General features: G+C 63.3%; 18 protein-coding genes. 9 read left to right on the top strand and 9 right to left on the bottom strand.

The annotated features are described in order from the left end of the window. Positions 1-376: 376 nt before the first annotated feature. Positions 377-2323 carry a M23 family metallopeptidase gene (locus M2360_RS24275; RefSeq protein WP_280777972.1) on the top strand — a complete coding sequence of 649 codons (1947 nt, stop codon included), beginning with the start codon at positions 377-379 and terminating at the stop codon, positions 2321-2323. Positions 2324-2383: 60 nt separating this feature from the next. Here M2360_RS24275 and clpB read toward each other — a convergent pair whose 3' ends face one another. Then, a complete protein-coding gene (clpB, locus tag M2360_RS24270; RefSeq protein ID WP_280777971.1) occupies positions 2384-4987 on the bottom strand; it encodes an ATP-dependent chaperone ClpB in 2604 nt (867 codons plus the stop codon). 203 nt (positions 4988-5190) lie between these two features. After that, positions 5191-5685 (bottom strand): hypothetical protein, encoded by a 495-nt coding sequence (locus M2360_RS24265; protein ID WP_280777970.1) that lies wholly within the window; start codon positions 5683-5685, stop codon positions 5191-5193. Positions 5686-6719: 1034 nt separating this feature from the next. On the opposite strand from M2360_RS24265, the gene M2360_RS24260 reads away from it, so the two are divergent. From M2360_RS24260 to M2360_RS24245, 4 genes are all read left to right on the top strand, one after another. Continuing rightward, positions 6720-6884 carry a hypothetical protein gene (locus M2360_RS24260; protein ID WP_280777969.1) on the top strand — a complete coding sequence of 55 codons (165 nt, stop codon included), beginning with the start codon at positions 6720-6722 and terminating at the stop codon, positions 6882-6884. Between the two features lie 134 nt (positions 6885-7018). Then, positions 7019-7330, top strand: coding sequence for a hypothetical protein (locus tag M2360_RS24255; protein ID WP_280777968.1), 312 nt, complete (start codon positions 7019-7021; stop codon positions 7328-7330). A gap of 44 nt (positions 7331-7374) precedes the next feature. Further along, complete coding sequence (locus tag M2360_RS24250) at positions 7375-7686, top strand: ATPase inhibitor subunit zeta (protein ID WP_280777967.1); 312 nt, start codon at positions 7375-7377, stop codon at positions 7684-7686. Continuing rightward, complete coding sequence (locus M2360_RS24245; protein ID WP_280777966.1) at positions 7683-8333, top strand: exopolysaccharide biosynthesis protein; 651 nt, start codon at positions 7683-7685, stop codon at positions 8331-8333. Before M2360_RS24250 ends, M2360_RS24245 begins: the two co-directional genes overlap by 4 nt. Positions 8334-8348: 15 nt before the next feature. Here M2360_RS24245 and M2360_RS24240 read toward each other — a convergent pair whose 3' ends face one another. Together M2360_RS24240 and M2360_RS24235 are read right to left on the bottom strand one after the other, a co-directional pair. Next, positions 8349-9506 carry a GTP-binding protein gene (locus M2360_RS24240; RefSeq protein ID WP_280777965.1) on the bottom strand — a complete coding sequence of 386 codons (1158 nt, stop codon included), beginning with the start codon at positions 9504-9506 and terminating at the stop codon, positions 8349-8351. After that, a complete protein-coding gene (locus tag M2360_RS24235) occupies positions 9506-10603 on the bottom strand; it encodes a D-alanyl-D-alanine carboxypeptidase family protein (RefSeq protein ID WP_280777964.1) in 1098 nt (365 codons plus the stop codon). Before M2360_RS24235 ends, M2360_RS24240 begins: the two co-directional genes overlap by 1 nt. 152 nt (positions 10604-10755) lie before the next feature. Here M2360_RS24235 and M2360_RS24230 point away from each other — a divergent pair, with 152 nt between their 5' ends. Together M2360_RS24230 and M2360_RS24225 are read left to right on the top strand one after the other, a co-directional pair. Continuing rightward, positions 10756-11925 (top strand): M20 aminoacylase family protein, encoded by a 1170-nt coding sequence (locus tag M2360_RS24230; RefSeq protein WP_280777963.1) that lies wholly within the window; start codon positions 10756-10758, stop codon positions 11923-11925. Positions 11926-11961: 36 nt separating this feature from the next. Then, on the top strand, positions 11962-13206 hold the full coding sequence (locus M2360_RS24225; protein ID WP_280777962.1) for an AGE family epimerase/isomerase: 1245 nt from the start codon (positions 11962-11964) through the stop codon (positions 13204-13206). A 179-nt stretch (positions 13207-13385) separates the two neighbouring features. On the opposite strand, the gene M2360_RS24220 is transcribed toward M2360_RS24225, so the two are convergent. Beyond that, a complete protein-coding gene (locus tag M2360_RS24220) occupies positions 13386-13877 on the bottom strand; it encodes a chemotaxis protein CheW (RefSeq protein WP_280777976.1) in 492 nt (163 codons plus the stop codon). 122 nt (positions 13878-13999) lie between these two features. Next, entirely contained in the window at positions 14000-14503 is a 504-nt protein-coding gene (locus M2360_RS24215) for a hypothetical protein (protein WP_280777961.1), read from the bottom strand. 137 nt (positions 14504-14640) lie between these two features. Between M2360_RS24215 and M2360_RS24210 the strand changes: the two genes are divergently transcribed. Together M2360_RS24210 and M2360_RS24205 are read left to right on the top strand one after the other, a co-directional pair. Then, on the top strand, positions 14641-14907 hold the full coding sequence (locus tag M2360_RS24210) for a type II toxin-antitoxin system prevent-host-death family antitoxin (protein WP_280777960.1): 267 nt from the start codon (positions 14641-14643) through the stop codon (positions 14905-14907). Then, positions 14904-15341 (top strand): type II toxin-antitoxin system VapC family toxin, encoded by a 438-nt coding sequence (locus M2360_RS24205; RefSeq protein WP_280777959.1) that lies wholly within the window; start codon positions 14904-14906, stop codon positions 15339-15341. The genes M2360_RS24210 and M2360_RS24205 overlap by 4 nt, the downstream gene beginning before the upstream one ends. A gap of 104 nt (positions 15342-15445) precedes the next feature. On the opposite strand, the gene M2360_RS24200 is transcribed toward M2360_RS24205, so the two are convergent. The 3 genes from M2360_RS24200 to fdhF form a co-directional block, all read right to left on the bottom strand. Then, the gene (locus tag M2360_RS24200) at positions 15446-15679 is read right to left on the bottom strand and encodes a formate dehydrogenase subunit delta (protein WP_280777958.1); all 234 of its coding nucleotides are present in this window, start codon (positions 15677-15679) and stop codon (positions 15446-15448) included. Beyond that, on the bottom strand, positions 15669-16499 hold the full coding sequence (gene fdhD, locus M2360_RS24195) for a formate dehydrogenase accessory sulfurtransferase FdhD (RefSeq protein WP_280777957.1): 831 nt from the start codon (positions 16497-16499) through the stop codon (positions 15669-15671). The genes M2360_RS24200 and fdhD overlap by 11 nt, the downstream gene beginning before the upstream one ends. Before the next feature lie 207 nt (positions 16500-16706). Then, entirely contained in the window at positions 16707-19589 is a 2883-nt protein-coding gene (fdhF, locus tag M2360_RS24190; RefSeq protein ID WP_280777956.1) for a formate dehydrogenase subunit alpha, read from the bottom strand. Positions 19590-19810: the final 221 nt, after the last annotated feature.

Below are 19810 nucleotides of genomic sequence, written 5' to 3'. Positions count from 1 at the left end.
TCTCTTCTATCCCAAACCCAACACCAAAACCGAAGGTCCAGTCCGAATTCAGAGACGAGCGCGCCTGCCGCTAGAAGCAACCGCCGCCCCCGTCGTCTTGAAGCGGTTTATAGGCGCGTCGCCTGGAACTGTCAAAGACTTTTTTGCGGCTTTGTGAAGTTTTTTTGAAAAGCCGGGAAAGCCAGAGGGTTGGGCGGCAGTCATCCACAGGCCTGCGGCTTCGGACGCCCGCCGCCCCGCAATTTTCACATTCGCGAGGCAAAAGCAGGCGCTATTTTCCTCACTCCTTCTCTATAGGGGCTTGGATTTGACTTGGGCAGGCGATTGATGCAGTCATTGTCGCCGCGCCAAACGCGACGGGAAAAAAGCGGTTTCCATGCAAGAAGTGAAGATCATCCGGTCTCTGGGCGAAGAACCGCCAATTCTCGCGGAAGGCCGCCGCACGCCTGATCGCCGCGAAGTTTCGCTGCGCTGGTTGTCGGGCACGGTGCTCACCGGGCTGACCAGTTCGGTGCTGATGGGGGTGGCGCTGTTCGCGGCTCTCGAGGGTCGCGAGATCCTGGCGACCCCGGCCGAAGCGTCGGCCATGAGCCAACCTCTTCCCAATGACCGCGACGCCCAGCTTGCCTCGTCTCGCAAGGGATCGCGGCTGATCTCGTCGCTTCTCGCCGCCAAGCCCGCCGACAAGGCGGTGATGGAGGTTCCGACCGTCATCGTCGAGGGCGACAAGCAGGTGGTCCGCAAACTGCCGTTCGCGCATGTGAAGATGGCGCTCGCCGCCAATTACCAGATCGATCAGTCCTATCCCCGTTTCGACCCGCTCGACATCGCCTCCGAAGGCGAGACGCCGGCTTCAGCCGCGCCGTCGCCGGTGTTTTACGGCTCTGACGTCGAATCGGAAGTGTCGCTCGAAGTCGAGGCCTTCCCCACCGACCGTTCCGACCTGCCGCTCGCCCAGTCGATGTCGCTGGAAGAAGTGGAAGAGAATGTCCGCACCAACGGATCGCTGTTGACCTCCGACGACGCCAAGGTGGCGACGCTCTATTATGTCGACCCGCAACGCTTCGCCTCCGGCGACAATGGCATCGACATGCTGGGCCGGCTGTCGGCCAAGGTGGTCGAGGAAAATATGTCGGTGACGGAATCCTCGGCGGTGACGCCGCAGACGCCGGAATATGCCGACGATGTCATCCCCGTCCGGGTCGGCGCGACGATCAGCGCCGTGATGATGGGAGCCGGCTACCCAAAGGCGGAAGCGGGCGATGTCGAGGATTTCTTCGCCTCCGTCACCCAGCGTCGCGACCTCGCCGAGGGCGATGTCGTCCGGGTCGGCGTGCTGCAGCAAGCCGAAAAGGCCAGCATCGTCCGGGTCAGCCTCTATCGCGACGGCCGCCACCAGCTGACGGCGGCTATCGACGACAAGGGCAAATTCGTGACCGGCCAGGAGCCGCCCTATCTCGCCGCCGTGACCAGCGCCTTCGACGACGCCCCGCCCGTGGTCGCCGGCAATCAGGATCTGCCACGCGTCTATGACGGCATCTACCGCGCCGCGCTCTCTTACGGCATGAACAAGCGGATGGTCTCCCGGGTGATCCGGCTGCTCGCGCCGGCAGTGGATTTCCAGGCGCGGCTCAAGCCGACCGACCAGCTCGAGGCTTTCTATTCGGCCGAAGACGAGACCGGCGAGGCGACCGACGAGTCCGAACTCTTGTTCCTGCACGCCAAATTCGGCGACAACGACACCCGGCTCTATCGCTTCCAGGATCCCTCCGACCTGTCGGTCGATTATTTCGACCAGACCGGCAAGAGCCTGAAGCAGTTCCTGATCCGCAATCCGCTGCCGGGCGGAGTGTTCCGGTCCGGCTTCGGCATGCGAAGGCATCCGATCCTCGGTTACATGCGCATGCATACCGGCGTCGACTGGTCAGCGCCCAGGGGCACGCCGATCATCGCCGCCGGCGACGGCATCGTCGAAAAGGCCGGCTGGGACCGCGGCGGTTACGGCAACCAGACGCTGATCCGCCATCCAAACGGCTATGTCACCTCCTATAATCACCAGTCGGCCATCGCCAAGGGCGTGGCGCCCGGCGCGCAGGTGCGGCAGGGCCAGGTGATCGGCTGGGTCGGCACAACAGGCCAGTCGACCGGCCCGCATTTGCATTACGAAGTCATCGTCAACGGCAACAAGGTCGATCCGCAGCGCATCCGCCTGCCATCGGGCAAGGCGTTGAAGGGCGAGGCGCTGGCGAAATTCGAGGACGAGCGCAAGCGCATCGACGATCTGCTCGAAAAGGGCGAGGCCAAGCAGGTGGCGAGCCAGTAATTCCAACGCACAGTATCAAAATGATCCGGGGGCCTTGCGGCCCCCGTTTTGCTTTCAGTCTCAGGCGGCAGCCTGGGCGTCGATCGGACTGGCCGAGAACAGCAGCCGGTCGGACGCCGCCGCGACATGGATCTGCGATCCGTCGGCGAATTCGCCCGACAGCAGACGCTCCGACAGCGGGTCCTGCACATAGCGCTGGATCGCCCGCTTGAGAGGACGCGCGCCATAGACAGGATCGTAACCCTTGTCGGCGAGCCAGGCGCGGGCGTCCTGACCGAGTTCCAGCACGATCTTGCGATCGGCCAGGAGCTTGGCCAGACGGGTGAGCTGGATTTCGACGATCGCGCCCATTTCCTTGCGATGCAGACGATGGAACAGGATGATCTCGTCGACGCGGTTGAGGAATTCCGGCCGGAACGAGGCTTTCACCACATTCATGACCATCTCGCGGACGCTGTCGACCTCGTCATTCTCGCCGAGCTGGGTGAGGAATTCCGCGCCCAGATTGGAGGTCATGATGATGATCGTGTTCTTGAAGTCGACGGTGCGGCCCTGACCATCGGTCAGGCGGCCATCATCGAGCACCTGCAGGAGCACGTTGAAGACATCCGGATGGGCCTTTTCGATCTCGTCGAACAGCACGACCTGATAGGGCCGGCGGCGGACGGCTTCGGTCAACGCGCCGCCTTCCTCGTAACCGACATAGCCGGGAGGGGCGCCGATCAGCCGGGAGACGGAGTGTTTCTCCATATATTCCGACATGTCCATGCGCGTGATCGCGGTCTCGTCGTCGAACAGGAAGCGGGCGAGCGACTTGGTCAGCTCGGTCTTGCCGACACCGGTGGGGCCGAGGAAGATGAACGAGCCGATCGGCCGGTTCGGATCCTGAAGGCCGGCGCGGGCGCGGCGAACAGCGCGCGACACCGCCTGCACGGCGTCGCCCTGCCCGACCACGGATGCAGCCAGCATGTCTTCCATGCGAAGCAGCTTGTCGCGTTCGCCTTCGAGCATCTTGTCGACCGGGATGCCGGTCCAGCGCGAGACGATATGGGCGATATGGTCGGGGGTGACCACCTCCTGCACCATGGCGACGCCCTGACCTTCGCGATTTTCGGCGTCGACCAACTGCTTTTCAAGCGCGGGGATCGTGCCATAGGCCAGTTCGCCGGCGCGCTGATATTCGCCCTTGCGCTGGGCGATGGCGAGTTCGTTGCGGGCCTCGTCAAGCGCCTTCTTGAGATCGGCGGCGAGGCCCAGCTTCTGCTTTTCCGACTGCCAGCGCGCAGTCAGCGCATCGGCCTGCTCCTCAAGCCCGGTCAGGTCCGCTTCGAGCTTGTCCAGCCGGTCGCGCGAGGCCTGGTCGGTTTCCTTCTTCAGCGCTTCGCGCTCGATCTTCAGCTGCATGATGCGGCGATCGAGCTCATCGAGCTCTTCCGGTTTGGAATCCACCTGCATGCGCAGACGCGACGCCGCCTCGTCCATCAGGTCGATGGCCTTGTCGGGCAGGAAGCGATCGGTGATGTAGCGGTTCGACAGTGTCGCGGCCGCCACCAGCGCCGAATCGGAGATTCGCACCTTGTGATGCTGCTCGTATTTTTCCTTGAGGCCGCGCAGGATCGAAATCGTATCCTCGACCTTGGGCTCGTCGACAAACACGGGCTGGAAGCGGCGGGCGAGTGCGGCGTCCTTTTCCACATGCTTGCGATATTCGTTGAGCGTAGTCGCGCCGACGCAATGCAATTCGCCGCGGGCCAAAGCAGGCTTCAAGAGGTTGGAGGCGTCCATCGCGCCATCGGCCTTGCCCGCGCCGACCAGCGTGTGCATTTCGTCGATGAACAGGATGATCTCGCCGTTTTCGGCTTGCACCTCGTTGAGCACGGCCTTCAGCCGCTCTTCGAATTCGCCGCGGAATTTGGCGCCGGCGATCAGCGAGCCCATGTCGAGAGCCATCAGCTTCTTGTCTTTGAGGCTTTCCGGCACGTCGCCATTGACGATGCGCAGCGCAAGACCCTCGGCGATGGCCGTCTTGCCGACGCCCGGCTCGCCGATCAGCACCGGATTGTTCTTGGTGCGGCGCGACAGAACCTGGATCGTGCGGCGGATTTCGTCGTCGCGGCCGATCACCGGGTCGAGCCTGCCTTCGCGAGCCTCGGCGGTGAGGTCGCGGGCATATTTCTTCAGTGAATCGAAGCCCTGTTCGGCATTGGCCGAATCGGCGGTGCGGCCCTTGCGAATGTCGTTGATCACCTGATTGAGCGATTGCGCGGTGGCGCCGGCCTTTTTCAAGGTTTCGGCGGTCGAGGCGGAGGTTTCCACCGCCAGCGCCACCAACAGGCGTTCGACGGTGACAAAACTGTCGCCGGCCTTCTTGGCGACGTCTTCCACCGTGTTGAACACGCGGGCCAGCGGCTGCGACAGCGAGATCTGGCCATTGCCGCCCGAGGTCTTCGGCAGCTTGCGCAGCGCCTCGTCATTGGCGAGCTTGGCGATTTTCGGGTCGCCGCCGGCCCGCGTGATGAGCGAGGCCGCCATGCCCTGATCGTCGTCGAGCAGCGCCTTCAGCACATGTTCGGCAGTAAATTGCGGATTGCCTTCACCCAGCGCATAGGTCTGCGCATTCTGGAGAAAGCCGCGCACGCGTTCGGAATATTTCTGCAAGTCCATGATCGTCTCCGTTTCCCGCCGCGCCCTTGAGGCGCGCGGCGTCTTTCAGGATCGAGCCCCCATCCGTGGCGAGCCCGGGAAGTTTTTCGCTTCTTGAGCCGCATATGGGAATGACCCCGGTCAAAATAAAGAGGGCGGAAAAGACCATGTTTGCTGTTTGTTTTGTGAGGCTTGCGCTTCGTCAAGAAGGCCCGCCCCGGCGATCAGTCGATGTTGTATTTTTTCAGCATTGCCTCGGTTTCGGCGAGCTCCGCCCGAGCGGCTACGAGGATCGCCTGCGTGTCGACGGGCTTGTCGAATTCTCCGGCCGCACGGCGCGCTTCCAGGCTTTCAAAGTTCGAGCGCCAGGCCTCGAAGCGCCGGTATTGCGGGGTCTGCGGATGGAGAGATGTCATGGCCAGCACAATGCCCCCGTATTCTGCAAATTTCTCCCAGGGGTCGGGCCGGCGAATGATCTGATGACGCGCTCGAAAAATATCGAGAATGATGAGCCTGACGCGGTTGAGGTTCGAGGCGAACTGACTGTCGGAATGACAGGTCAATCGAGCGCCCGGACTCCGGATGCTCTGGCATGACTGGGCGCGCCGGCAGTAGCGGCTACGACACGGCTTTTGGAAAAAACGGCAATGGCGTGCGGTCATCCTACGATCCACAGCCAGCAGAAAATCATCCATATGCTCATCGTCATGATCGGCCATGATCCCCACTCCTTTGCAAAGGCGGCTGTTCCGCGCGCCGAAACCCTCCGCCGCTTTTGATCGCCCGGAGTTTTGCCTCATTCTCTCGCTTCGCCCATAAGGGCTCGGCCGGGGCGCGAAGAACGCCTCGTTAAGTTAGTTTAATATGACGCTCATCGCGCCCCGCATTCGGCGGTTTGTGCTTCGAACTTGACGCTCGTCGCCGCAGGTCGAGCCTGCGGGTAATCCGCCTCTAAAGCGGGCCTTACTGTAACGTCCCTTGCGAGACGCCACCCTGGGGGGACGCTTTCACGCCAAGTCCCCAGTGTTCGGGGGTCGTCGTTTCTCGAAGCCCCGGAGAAAGGGATGCACGTCGTCCCCCTTCCCCCAGCGCCGGCCCCATCTCGCCGCGACGCCTCGCGGTGTAGCCGATGACAGGACGAGATGAGGATAAGCGGCGTGGGATGGTGGGGGATGAAAATATTTTCGGGAGTTTGATTTTTTGAAGAAGGCCCTCCCCCACCCCTCCCACAGGGGGAGGGGCTTAACCCAGGTCTTCCGCCGGCGTCCCACAGTTCAGCCTAGCGGAGGCGAGGTTTCTTGGGGTTGGAGGGAGCGGCAGCGCAAGCCCCTCCCCCTTGTGGGGAGGGGTTGGGGAGGGGTTTTCCCCCGCTCCGTCGTCATCCTCGGGCTTGTCCCGAGGATCCAAGACAGTGAACAAAATCAAGCCGTTGCAGATGCTCGGGACAGGCCCGAGCATGACGACGACGAGGGTTTTAGTCTGTATGCGGTTGACCGCCTGCACGGGCCCTCATCCGGCTGCCGCCACTTTCTCCCCGCGATTAGCGGGGAGAAGGGCGATCGGGGCGCCAACCGCGCCAATACCAGTCCTCCCCCCAAAATCCGAAAATTTTCCGCAATCCGGTCTAGAAAAGGCCGGAATCGATCCCCAGATTATGCCTCGACCCTGGTCCGGGCCCCTCTGGTAAAAGCCGCCGGCGCTTTTACGATGTCGGACCTTACCGACAGCGATTGCCGGCGAGAGGATTTGGGCCATGACCATTTTCCCCATGACGACGCTTGCCCGCGAACCGCTGACCACCGGCGCCCGCAACCCCCTGCCCGCGCGGCCGGGGCTGGATGGAACCGCGCAGCAACAGGCGGCGGGGCGATTTCCCGAAACAATCTATCGCCGGACCGCGCGCGCCAGCCGCTTCTGAAACGGGTCCGGTCGTGACCGGAGCGCGGATGCGAACCGATGTCCCGCACACCGACAGGCCTTCCCCCTTGAACTGACGCGTCGCCGCCAGCCCTGAAAGGCTGCGGCAGAGACGTATGAAAGGAAACACCCTCAATGTCCGACTTCATCGCCGCCCTGATCGCCTTCTTCGTGATCGATCCGCTGACCGCGGAACTCGACGGCAAGCTCGCCGGATTGAAATCCTCCCCCGAGACCGCCGCGATCGTGCGGGAATGCGCCGGCGCGATCGGCCCGCAACTGATCGAGAAAGCCTCGGGCGACTACTGGTGGGCCGCGACCACGGCCTTCAGCGTCGCCACCGGCCTGACCGCGCCTGAATCCCTGCTCGCTGACGGGCCCGCCTGCTGCCAGACCGCATTGTCGCTGATGAAGGGCGAGACCGGTAAAGAGGCTGGCGAAGTCTGACGCCATCCATTTTCGTGACTGATTTGCAATCCCTGGAGACATCAATGCCCCCCCATACTGCCGCCATCCACCGCGACCTCGCCGATACCGCCGGCGACGACAATATCCGCGCCCGCCGCAACGCGCTGATCGCCCATTGGGCGGCGGACAGACTGCATCTGTCAGGATGGGAAATCGCGGCCTATGCGGAGATGCTGCATGCCGTGGACCACGAAGAGCCTGGCGACGCCGACATTCTCCGCCAGCTGAAGGCGGACTTCGCCGAACGCGGCGTCGCGATCGATGACCGGGAACTCGAAAGCGCTCTCAAGACTTGTCACAAGCAGGCGCTGCGCGAGACCTGGAGCACCGATTGACAAGCGACGGAATGGACGACACGACCCAACAACAACAGCCCCGCCGCGGCGTGGCCACCGAGACGCTTGAGCGTCTGGTGGCGCGCGCGGCCGCTGCGCCCGATGGCAGCCTGAGCCTCAATGAGGTGGTGGGGGCCATGGGCCGCACCAGCATTGCATTTACCATTCTCATTCTGTCGCTGCCGCCGCTCTGTCCGATCCCCGGCCCCTTCGGCGTGGTGTTCGGCACGGTGCTGGCATTGGTGTCGCTGCAGATCATGGCCGGCGCCCGTCATATCTGGCTGCCGGGCTTTCTCGGCCGCCGGCGGATCTCGGCCGGCGTGCTGGATGTGACCTTTCGCTATACCGCGCCGATCATGGGGCGGGTCGAGCGCTTTCTCAAACGCGACCGGATGAAGCGCCTGACGGGGCTGGGCGTGCAGCGCATGCTGGGCCTGCCGGTGTTTCTCTTGGCGGTGGCGGTGGCGCTGCCCATTCCCTTCGGGAATTTTCTGCCGGTGCTGGCGCTCATGGTGATCTCCACCGCGCTGATCCAGCGCGACGGGCTGGCGGTGATCGGCGGGCTGGCGCTGACGCTGGTGGCGCTGGGCGCGACGGCTGCACTGGTCTATGGCGCGGCGGAAGCCACGCTCTACCTGTTCAGCTGATCCGGGCCCGAGACCTCACAGACGAAGACCGGCAATGGCGAGAGGATTGTCCTCGAGCGCCTGACGATCCGGCCGATCAATCTGGGGACGCCCGGTGAAGGCGTCAAACAACGAGCGGACGAAGTCTTCCTCGAGATCCTGAGTGATCAGCACCATGCGGGTGCGCCGGTCATCCCCGGGCCAGGCGGCCAGCCGTTCGGGCTGGTGGAACACCGATTGCACGCCATGCAGCACCAGCGGACGGTCTGGATCGTCGCTCAGCTGGACGATCGCCTTCATCCGCAGCAGCTTTTCCGCATGCGCCGAGCGCAGGAGATCGACGAACATGCCGATGGCGGCAGGATCGATCGGCCTGTCATGGGTGATCGAAAAGGAGCGGATCGCCTGATCATGGTGATGGTGACCGTGATGATGATGGTGGTGATCATGGTGGTCGTGATCATGATGGTGGTGATGATCATGGCCGCAGTGATCGTCGCAGACATGGTCGTGGTCGTCCTGCGCGGCGTCGGCCAGCCAGCGGGCGGCGTCGGCGGTGCGGCTACGCGGATCGAACAGGCCGGCGGAGAAGGTGTCATAGGCGCTCGCGCGGGCGGAATCGCCGTCGATCAGCTCGGCGCGCGGATTGAGCCCACGCAGCCGCGACACGAGATCGGCGATGGTCTCTTCCGAAGCCAGCGACTTCTTGGACAGGATCAGCCGGTCGGCGAGCGCCGCCTGGCGGCGCGCTTCCTCATGCCGCTCCAGCGTCGAGACGCCATTGACCGCATCGACTACGGTGATGACGCCATCGAGCGAAAAGATGCGGGCGAGATCGGGATGGCCGATGATCGACTGGATGACCGGGGCGGGATCGGCCAGCCCGGTGGTTTCGATCACCACGCGGGAAAGCCGCTTCATGCGGCCTGCTTCGATCGCCTCATGGAAGCCAGCCAATGTGTCGGTGAGTTCGCCGCGCACGGTGCAGCACAGGCAGCCATTCGACAATTCGATGACCGAATCGGAGGCCTCGACCAGCAGGTGATCGATGCCGACTTCGCCGAATTCGTTGATAATCACGGCGGCGTCGCCCATGTCGGGCTGTTTCAGCAGCCGGTTCAAAAGCGTGGATTTGCCCGCGCCCAGAAATCCGGTCAGGATCGAGACGGGAATGCGATCGGCAAGCGCGGCCATCAGTTGATCGGCCTCGGCTCGGGGATCGGGATATTGGCGATGACATCATCGCCGGCCGCGCTCTTGGCCGGTTTGCCCGCCGGCGTGATGGTGACGAGCGACAACACCAGCGGCCGGCCGATCGGCTTGAGATAGGGCGACTTGACCTTCATGCTGACATCGTCATGGCCTTCCGAGCGGACCTTCTTCTTGCCTTTCTTGGGGCAGATGTCGTCGGAAATGTCGGCCACGGCCTCACGGCCCGCGCCATAGGCGGCGAGCCGGTCGATGCGCGGCATGCCGCCATCGGAATTGATCGACAGGCCCTTTTCGAGCAGCGAAGCGGACAGTTCGGCGCGGCCGACCAGACTGTCGGAGCCGAGCACCACCGACAGCACCTGCCGGCCATTGCGGGTGGCGGTCGACACCTGGTTGAAGCCCGAGGCGCAGATGAAGCCGGTCTTCATGCCGTCGGCGCCGTTGAAGCGGCCGATCAGCTTGTTGTAATTGGGGATCTGCTTCTTGCCGACCTTGAGGCCCTCGATGCCGAAATAGCCCTGATATTGCGGATAACGGTGGCGCAGCGTCAGCGTCAGGATCGCGAGATCGCGGGCGGTGGTGTATTGGCCCTGGCCCGGCATGCCGTTGGGATTGATGAAATGCGACGAGGTCATGCCGAGATTGGCGGCCTCGGCGTTCATCATGCCGACGTAATTTTCCACCGAGCCGCCGAGATTTTCGGCGATGGCGTAGGCGACGTCATTGGCCGATTTGACCAGCAGCAGTTTCAAGGCGTCGTCGAGCGTCATCGAATCGCCGGCCTTGAGATACATTTTCGAGGCGGGTTGGGCGGCCGACAGCTTGCTCATCACGATCGGCATGGACAGCGAGGCGCGGCCCGCTTCGATCTGGCGGAAGGCGACGTAAGCGGTCATCAGCTTGGTCAGCGAGGCCGGATACCATTTCTGGAAGGCGTCCTCATGCTCGATCACCTTGCCGCTGTTCATATCGACCAGGATATGCGGACCGGCCTGAGCCAGCGTGCCGCTCAGGGCCAGGCCCGCGCCCAGGGTCAATGCAAGCAGTCTCTTCACGCCTTGCCGGACATCCGCCATCATCGCGTCTTCGCCTCGTCCATCGCCATCATAGAACTTTCTTTACCGGGCGGTATTTAGCCTATATGGCAAGGAGATGGCAGAAGTTTTTTATTCTTCCGGACATTTTCGCGCCGCCTCCCCCGCGTCGTCGTCCAGAGAAAGGATCGCCTGGAATGCCCATCCTCAACCGCGCCAGCGACATGCAGGCGGAAATCGCCGCCTGGCGCCGCAGCATCCATGAAACGCCCGAACTGAATTACGACGTGGTGCAGACAGCCGCTTTCGTGGCCGCCAAACTGCGCGACTTCGGCGTCGACGAGGTGGTCGAGGGGCTGGGGCGCACCGGCGTGGTCGGTCTCATCAAGGGCTCAAAGGGCGAGGGGCCGGTGATCGGCCTGCGCGCCGACATGGACGCCCTGCCGATGACCGAACTGACGGGCAAGCCATGGGCCTCCAAGACGCCCGGCAAGATGCATGCCTGCGGCCATGACGGACACACCGCCATGCTGCTCGGCGCCGCCCGCTATCTGGCGGAGACGCGCAATTTTTGCGGCTCGGTGGCGGTGATCTTCCAGCCGGCCGAAGAGGGCGGCGGCGGCGGCGACGCCATGGTGCGCGATGGCATGATGGAGCGTTTCGGCATCGCCGAGGTCTATGGCATGCACAATCTGCCGGGTCTCGGCGCCGGCAAATTCGCCACCCGCAAGGGGCCGATCATGGCCTCGACCGACGAATTCCTGATCACGGTGCGCGGCAAGGGCGCGCATGCGGCCATGCCGCATCGCGGCGTCGATCCGATCGTCATCGCCGCGCAGATCGTCTCGGCGCTGCAGACCATCGTCTCGCGCGTGACCGATCCGTTCGAATCCACCGTGGTGACCGTGACCAAATTCAACGCCGGCACGGCGATGAATGTCATCCCCGACGAAGCCCATCTCGGCGGCACCATCCGCACGCTGAACGCCGAGCAGCGCAACCAGGCGCAGACGCGGCTGAAGGAGATCGTCACGGGCGTCGCCACCGCGCTCGGCGCGGAAGCCGATGTGCGGGTGCATACGGGCTATCCCGTCACCGTCAATCATGGCGCCCAGACGGAAGCCGCCGTGCGCATCGCTGTGGAGATCGCCGGCGCGCCCAATGTCGACGGCGAGGGCTCGGCGATGATGGGCGGGGAGGATTTCTCCTATATGCTCAACGCCCGGCCCGGCAATTTCATCTTCATCGGCAATGGCGACAGCGCCGGACTTCACAATCCGCGCTACGATTTCAACGACGAGATCATTCCCTATGGCGTGTCCTATTGGGTGAAGCTCGCCGAGACCCGACTGGCCGAACTCGGCTGAAACCAAAAAGACTATTTTAGGGAGGAGACCCTGACCATGAGCGCGACCAGCTGGCTCGATCTGCCCACCCATCACGACTGGCTGAAGGCGGAAGCCGGCAAGCTGTTCGATTATTTCCAGTTCCGCTCGATCAATCCGAACGGCGGCTTCTTCGAATTCGGCCCTGACGGCGCGGTGCTCAACGCCGACAATCCCGTCCGCCCCGTCCATCTGGCCGCCCGCATGGTCCATTGCATGGTGATCGGTCATCTCCTGGGCCGCCCGGGCTGCGCCGATCTCATCGATCACGGCATGCGCTTCATCTGGGAGCGGCATCGCGATCCGGAACATGGCGGCTATTTCTGGTCGGTCGACGACAATGGCCCTGTTGACGCCAGCAAGCAGGGCTATGGCCACGCTTTCGTGCTGCTCGCCGCCTCCTCGGCGCTGCTTGTCGGCCATCCGCTCGCCGATCCGATGCTAGAGGACGTCACCACCATTCTCGAAACCAAATTCTGGGAAGAAAGCCACGGCGCCATTGCCGAGGAGTTTGCCGCCGACTGGACTCCTGTTGCCGGCTATCGCGGCCAGAATTCCAACATGCATCTGACCGAAGCGCTGATGGCCGCCTATGAAGCGACCGAGGACGACGGCTATCTCAAGATGGCCGAGCGCATCGCCGATCTGATCATCAACCGCAAGGCGCGGGACGTGGGCTTCGTGGTCGGCGAGCATTTCGACGAGAACTGGACGCTGCTCAAGGATTACAAGGGCAACGAAATGTTCCGCCCTTCCGGCACGACTCCGGGCCATGCTTTGGAATGGGCGCGGCTGATCCTGCAGCTCTATGCGCTCGGTGACCGCAAGCTCGACTGGATTCCCGAGGCGGCGCAGGCGCTGTTCGCCCAGGCCATGGCGCTCGGCTGGGACGGCAAGCATGGCGGCTTCTTCTACACTCTCGACTGGGAGGGCCAGCCGGCCAAACGCATGAAACTATGGTGGCCGATGTGCGAAGGCGCCGCCGCCGCCGCCTATCTCACCCGCCATGTGCCCTCCGACATGCATGAGGATTGCTACCGGCTGATCTGGAACAAGATCGCCATGCACCATCTCGATCACATCAGAGGCGGCTGGCATGAGGAACTGACCGAGACGCTTCAGCCGGCCCACGAGATTTTCCCCGGCAAGGGCGACATCTACCACGCGCTGCAGGCCTGCCTGATCCCGCTCTATCCCGCCGAGGGCTCGCTGACGCGGATGATCCTGGATGAACAGGCCGGGCTGACGGCGACGGAAGAGTAAAAAGTCCCCTCCGTCGTCATGCTCGGGCCTGTCCCGAGCATCTGCGACAGCTTCATTTTTGCGGTGGCTTAGACCCTCGGGACAAGCCCGAGGGTGACGAAGGAGAGGTTGCTAAAATGCAAAATCGCCGACCCCTTGCGAGATCGGCGATCCTTGTTCCGTAAGACAAATCGATCAGATCAAAACTCTTCCCAGCCGCCGGCGCCGCCGCCGGCCGCGCCCACCGCGCCGCCGCCTTCATAGCTGAGCGTGGACGAGAACAGGTTTTCGAGATTGAGGAAACAGATCATCTGGTTCTGATGCGCCAGGATGCCGTCGGCGAAGGCGGTGCTTTGGCCGGCGCTGGTCGGGATCGGCTGCAGACTGTCGGCGGGCACGGTGAGGATGTCGGAAACGCCCTCGACCAAGAGGCCGACCGTCATCTTGTTGACGTCGGTGACGATGATGGCGCTGCGTTCGGACGCTTCGGTGCCGGGCATGCCGAGCTTGACGGCGAGATCGATGATCGGGATCACCGTGCCGCGCAGATTGATGACGCCCAGCACTTCATAGGGTGAATGCGGGATAGGCGTGACCGGAGCCCAGCCGCGAATTTCACGGATCGAGCCGGTTTTCACGCAGAAGGACTGGTCATTGACCCTGAAGGCGATGATTTCCAACGACCCGCTCATACCGATAGTGATGCTCACGCCCCGACCCCCGTCACGACAGATGATATTGACCTATCGCTATAGCGGGTAAAACTGGCGCAAGGCTGGTGTGAGGACAGGAGCAGCCCAAGCGCCGGCCGGGTTCATGTCCACTCGTGGAGTTTTTCCGACATCAACGGCCGGGCCTCGACCAGCGGCAACTCGCCGCCCAGACGCTCGGCATAATCTTGCGCATCGTCCGCAGCATTGAAGCCAATGAAGATCATCGACAGCGACCGCGATTTCGCTGCACCCTTTTTGCGATAGGTAAGCCGCACCGCGCAATGCGGAAAATCCTCGTCGAGCGTGACGCCCGGAGGCAGGGCGTCGGCGAGCCCAAGATGCGCGCCAAGCCCTAAAAACCGGTCGATGGCGGCGTAAGCCGCCGCCTCCGGCAACTGGCGGTTCTCCGCAGCCTTGGGCGGACGCCCCCAGAACAGGCTGTCGACCACGCCCTTGGCCCGCTTGGTCTGCAACACCACCAACCCGCCAGCGGCGGCAAGCTCGACATGCGCATCCCAGCTCTGGAAGCGCTCAGGCGTCTGGGCGAGTTCGGTGAGGAGTGAGCGGAGATCGGCGGTGAGATCGGAATAGAGGGCGGCGGGCATGGAGGTGGTCTCGGACTTGAGGAAGGTCGTGGTTTAGCGCCTCCTAGCATGACAGGAGTGTGGTGGACATGGGCGTTGTGAATTGCACGCAAGAAGCTTAGATTGTGGTCTCTTGTGGTCACAGCGGAGATAATTCTATGGCCAGTGTCGGCGTGAAGGAAGCCAAGGCGGCTCTGTCGGGACTGGTGGATGAGGCGGCGTCCGGCGTATTCGTGACCATCACTCGGCACGGCAAACCTGCAGCGGTTTTGGTCAGCTTGGAGGCGGCGGAGGCGGCGAGGCGCGCTCTGGCTGCGGACCGCCCGAGTCTGGTCGATCACCTCAAGCGCTTTCCGGTCGATATCGATCTCGACGACGAGATTTTCTCACGGAACAGAATGCCTTCCCGCGAGATCGATCTTTGAGCGGCTATCTGTTCGATACCGATGTGCTCTCCCTGCTGGCTCCGGGGCGCGTGAATGTGCCGGACGGTTTTGTTGCCTGGGCGGAAGCGCGGGAAAGCCGGATCTTCATCTCAGCCGTGTCGATCCACGAAATTGAAAAAGGCATCCAACTGTTGGAGGCCAAGGGCGCCCTGCGTAAGGCCCGCAGCCTCGAACAATGGCTGCAATCGCTCGTCACGAAGCTCGGAGATTTCATCTTGCCGGTCGATGCAGCCGTGGCCAGGGTTTCCGGAGAATTCGAAGCCAAGGCTATCACCGATGGTTTCAATCCTGGCGCTTCGGATGCGATGATCGCCGGAACGGCGCAATATCACCAACTTACCGTCGTCACACGAAATATGCGGCATTTCAGTGCGTTCGAGATTGAGGTGATGGGCGTTGACGCCATCACATAGTGCGAACATTGCGCCGCGAGTCTCTCCGTTCGACGCCACAGAAGATGTCGAGCGTTGCTGCAAAGTGGAGACAGTTTAAGTCAGCAACAGCGCAGCGGGATTGATCACCCCGTCGCCTTCAACGGCTCCGGACGCTTGACCAGTTTTGCCGCCTCGATGACCAGCGGCAACAGCCCCTCGCCGCCAGCGTCGATGTGATCGAGGAAGGCGCGGCGCATGCGCGGCTCCCAGAATTTGTTGATATGCGCAGCGACGCCTGACGCGCGCTCCGCCTCGGGCTGCGACAAAAAGAAAGTGGCGATCTGATTGGCCATGCGCACGAGCTTGTCAGGCTGCATCGGCTTTGTCTCCCGTGATGATCCGGTCTGCGCCGGTGAAAATGTCGAAATCCTCGCCGCGCGCCAGCGCGATGAGCGTCATACCGGCGCGGGTGGCCATATCGATGGCGAGCGCAGTGGGCGCGGAAATGCCGATCAAGGCCGCCGCGCCGAGCTTGGCCGTCTTCTGCACCAGTTCGACCGAGAGCCGCGACGTCATGATCACGGCGCCGGACGCGCCATCGACGCCCGCGCGGGCCAAGGCGCCGATCAGCTTGTCGAGCGCATTGTGGCGGCCGACATCCTCGCGGACGGCGATGAGTCCCTGCCCCGGAACATAAAAAGCCGCAGCGTGGACGGCGCGGGTCTCCGCATTGAGCGGCTGGCGCGCGGTCAGCCCCGCCATGGCGCTCGCGATATCCGACGGCGCGAGACGGAGTTTGGCGGCGGAGACGTCGGCGGCGGGCTTCAGCGCCTCCTCGATCGATTCCACCCCGCACAGGCCGCAACCAACAGGGCCGGCCTTGGCGCGGCGGCGGGCGCGCAGCGTGTGATCGAGATCGTCGCTGAGCGCGATCTGCAGGTCGACGCCGCCCGAGGCGGGTTCGATGGCGATCGCCTCAATCTCGTCGATGCCAGTGACAATGCCTTCCGACAATGAGAAGCCGATGGCGAAATCTTCGAGATCGGCAGGGGTGGCCATCATCACCGCTTCCGTCGAGCCGCCATAGGAGAGCGCGACGGCGGCTTCCTCGGCGACGATGCGGTGATCTTGCGAGAGGCGGCCGTTGCGGAAGATGAGGTCGGAGACGCGGCGGGAGGGGTCAGGCGCTTCAGGCATGGGTCACACCCCCCTCTGTCCTGCCGGACATCTCCCCCTCAAGGGGGGAGAGTAGCAGGCAGCTCTCACCCTGCCTCATGGAGAAGTCGAGTGCTGAAACCGCGATCGAAGAGGGTGAGCGAGCGGATACCCCATCGGTTCTCCCCCCTTGTGGGGGAGATGCCCGGCAGGGCAGAGGGGGGTACGCCACCGATGCAATCAACAACCTTACTCCGCAGCTTCCAGCTTGCCGGCGATGCGGCGGGAGAGCTTGGAGAGTTCGCTGTAATCCTCCTGCCATTCCGACGGACCGTTCGACGGCGACACTTGCACCGCTGTCACCTTATACTCCGGACAGTTGGTCGCCCAGTCGGAAAAATCGGTGGTGATGACGTTTGCCTGGGTCACCGGGTGATGGAAGGTGGTGTAGACAACGCCCGGCGCGACCTTTTCGGTGATCAGCGCCCGCAGCGAGGTCTCGCCGGCGCGGGAGGCGAGCCGCACCCAGTCGCCATCGCGAATGCCGCGATTTTCGGCGTCATGCGGATGGATTTCCAGCCGGTCCTCGGGATGCCAGGCGGTATTGCCGGTGCGACGCGTCTGCGCGCCGACATTGTATTGGCTGAGCACGCGGCCGGTGGTGAGCAGCAGCGGGAAGCGCGGGCCGGTCTTTTCGTCGGTCGCCACATATTCGGTGCGGATGAACTTACCCTTGCCGCGCACGAAGCCGTTGACATGCATGATCGGCGAACCCTCGGGGGCCTTCTCGTTGCACGGCCACTGCACCGAGCCCATCTTCTCCAGATAATCATAGCTGACGCCGGCGAAGCTGGGCGTTGTCGAGGCGATCTCGGCCATGATTTCGGAGGGATGGCTGTAGGTCCAGTTGAGCCCCATCGCCTGGGCGAGATGCTGGGTGACTTCCCAATCGGCATAGCCGTTTTTCGGGCTCATGACCCGGCGGACGCGATTGATGCGGCGCTCGGCATTGGTGAAGGTGCCGTCCTTCTCAAGAAAGGTCGAGCCCGGCAGAAAGACATGGGCGTAATTGGCCGTCTCGTTGAGGAAGAGATCCTGCACTACGACGCATTCCATGGCCGCCAGACCCGCCGACACATGCTTGGTGTCGGGATCGGACTGCAGAATGTCCTCGCCCTGGATATAGATGCCCTTGAACGTGCCCTCGACGGCGGCGTCCAGCATGTTGGGAATGCGCAGGCCCGGCTCGTTGGAAAGCGTCACGCCCCAAAGATTTTCGAACACGGCGCGGGTGGCGTCGTCAGACACATGCCGGTAGCCCGGCAGTTCATGTGGGAAGGAGCCCATGTCGCAGGAGCCCTGGACATTGTTCTGGCCGCGCAGCGGGTTCACGCCGACGCCGGGCCGGCCGATATTGCCGGTGGCCATGGCGAGATTGGCGATGGCCATGACCGTGGTCGAGCCCTGGCTGTGTTCGGTGACGCCGAGACCGTAATAGATCGCGCCATTGCCGCCGCGGGCGAACAGACGGGCGGCGCCGCGCACCAGCTCCGCATCGACGCCGGTGACGGCGGCGAGAGCCTCGGGGCTGTGGCGTTCGTCGGAGACGAATTCCGCCCAGTCCTCGAATTCCGACCAGTCGCAGCGCTCACGGATGAAAGCCTCATTGAACAGGCCTTCGGTGACGATGACATGGGCAAGCGAGGTGACCACCGCGACATTGGTGCCGGGCTTCAGCGGCAGGTGATACTCCGCCTTCACATGCGGGGACGAGACGAGTTCGATCTTGCGCGGATCGATGACGATCAGTTTCGCGCCCTGACGCAGCCGCTTCTTGAGGCGCGAGCCGAACACCGGATGGCCCTCGGTGGGATTGGCGCCGATGACGATGACCACGTCGGTATGCTCGACGGAATCGAAATCCTGCGTGCCGGCCGAGGTGCCGAAGGCCTGGCCGAGACCATAGCCGGTAGGCGAATGGCAGACGCGGGCGCAGGTGTCGACATTGTTGTTTCCGAAGCCGGCGCGGATCAGCTTCTGCACCAGATAGGTTTCTTCATTGGTGCAGCGCGACGAGGTGATGCCGCCGATGGACTCGCGGCCATATTGATACTGGATGCGGCGGAACTCCGAGGCGACATGCGCATAGGCCTCCGCCCAGGTGACTTCGCGCCAGGGATCGGAAATTTTGTCGCGGATCATCGGGTTGAGGATGCGGTCCTTATGGGTGGCGTAGCCATAGGCGAAGCGGCCCTTGACGCAGGAATGGCCGCGATTGGCCTTGCCATCCTTCCAGGGCACCATGCGCACCAGCTCTTCGCCGCGCATTTCCGCCTTGAACGAACAGCCGACGCCGCAATAGGCGCAGGTGGTGACCTTGGAATGTTCGGGCTGGCCGATCTCGATCACCGACTTTTCCGTCAGCGTCGCGGTGGGACAGGCCTGCACGCAAGCGCCGCAAGAGACGCATTCGGAATTCAAAAACTGCTCATGCATGCCGGGCGACACGCGGCTGTCGAAACCGCGGCCCTCGATGGTCAGCGCAAAGGTGCCCTGCACTTCCTCGCAGGCGCGGACGCAGCGCGAACAGACGATGCATTTGGAGGGGTCATAGGTGAAATAGGGATTGCTCTCGTCCTTGGCCATCCAGCGGGCGTTGACTTCGCCGCCGGTGGCGCGGGCCTTGACGTGGTTGTCGCCCTCATAGCCGTAGCGCACATCGCGCAAACCGACCGCGCCGGCCATGTCCTGCAATTCGCAATCGCCATTGGCCGCGCAGGTGAGACAGTCGAGCGGATGGTCGGAGATATAAAGCTCCATCACGCCCTTGCGGATGTCTTTCAGCCGCGAGGTCTGGGTGTGAACGACCAGGCCATCGGCGACCGGCGTGGTGCAGGAGGCGGGCGTGCCGTTGCGGCCCTCGATCTCCACCAGACAGAGGCGGCAGGAGCCGAAGGCGTCGACCATGTCGGTGGCGCAGAGTTTCGGCACCTGAATGCCGGCCTCCATCGAGGCGCGCATGATCGAGGTGCCCTCGGGCACGCTGATCTTCTGGCCGTCAATGGTCAGCGTGACGGTCTTTTCGGACTTGGACGCCGGGGTGCCGTAGTCGATTTCAGAAACGAGGGGCATGGATGGCCTCCTGAATGAAGGTCGGGAAATGAGTTTGACGCCGGAGCGAGGGGCTACCCCCCTCTGGCCTGCCGGCCATCTCCCCCTCAAGGGGGGAGATTGGAAGGGAGCGACCGTCGCCGGCCATCATGAGCGTCGCAAAACCGCGCACACGCTTTTGCGCTGCGACATTGGGCAAGGCGCTGACCGCGGGTCGATCTCCCCCCTTGAGGGGGAGATGG

It is taken from the genome of Rhizobium sp. SG_E_25_P2, assembly GCF_029892285.1.
Lineage (GTDB): Bacteria > Pseudomonadota > Alphaproteobacteria > Rhizobiales > Rhizobiaceae > Rhizobium_E.
Note: the sequence above shows the minus strand (reverse complement) of the source record. Positions and strands in the feature narration are given on the sequence as shown.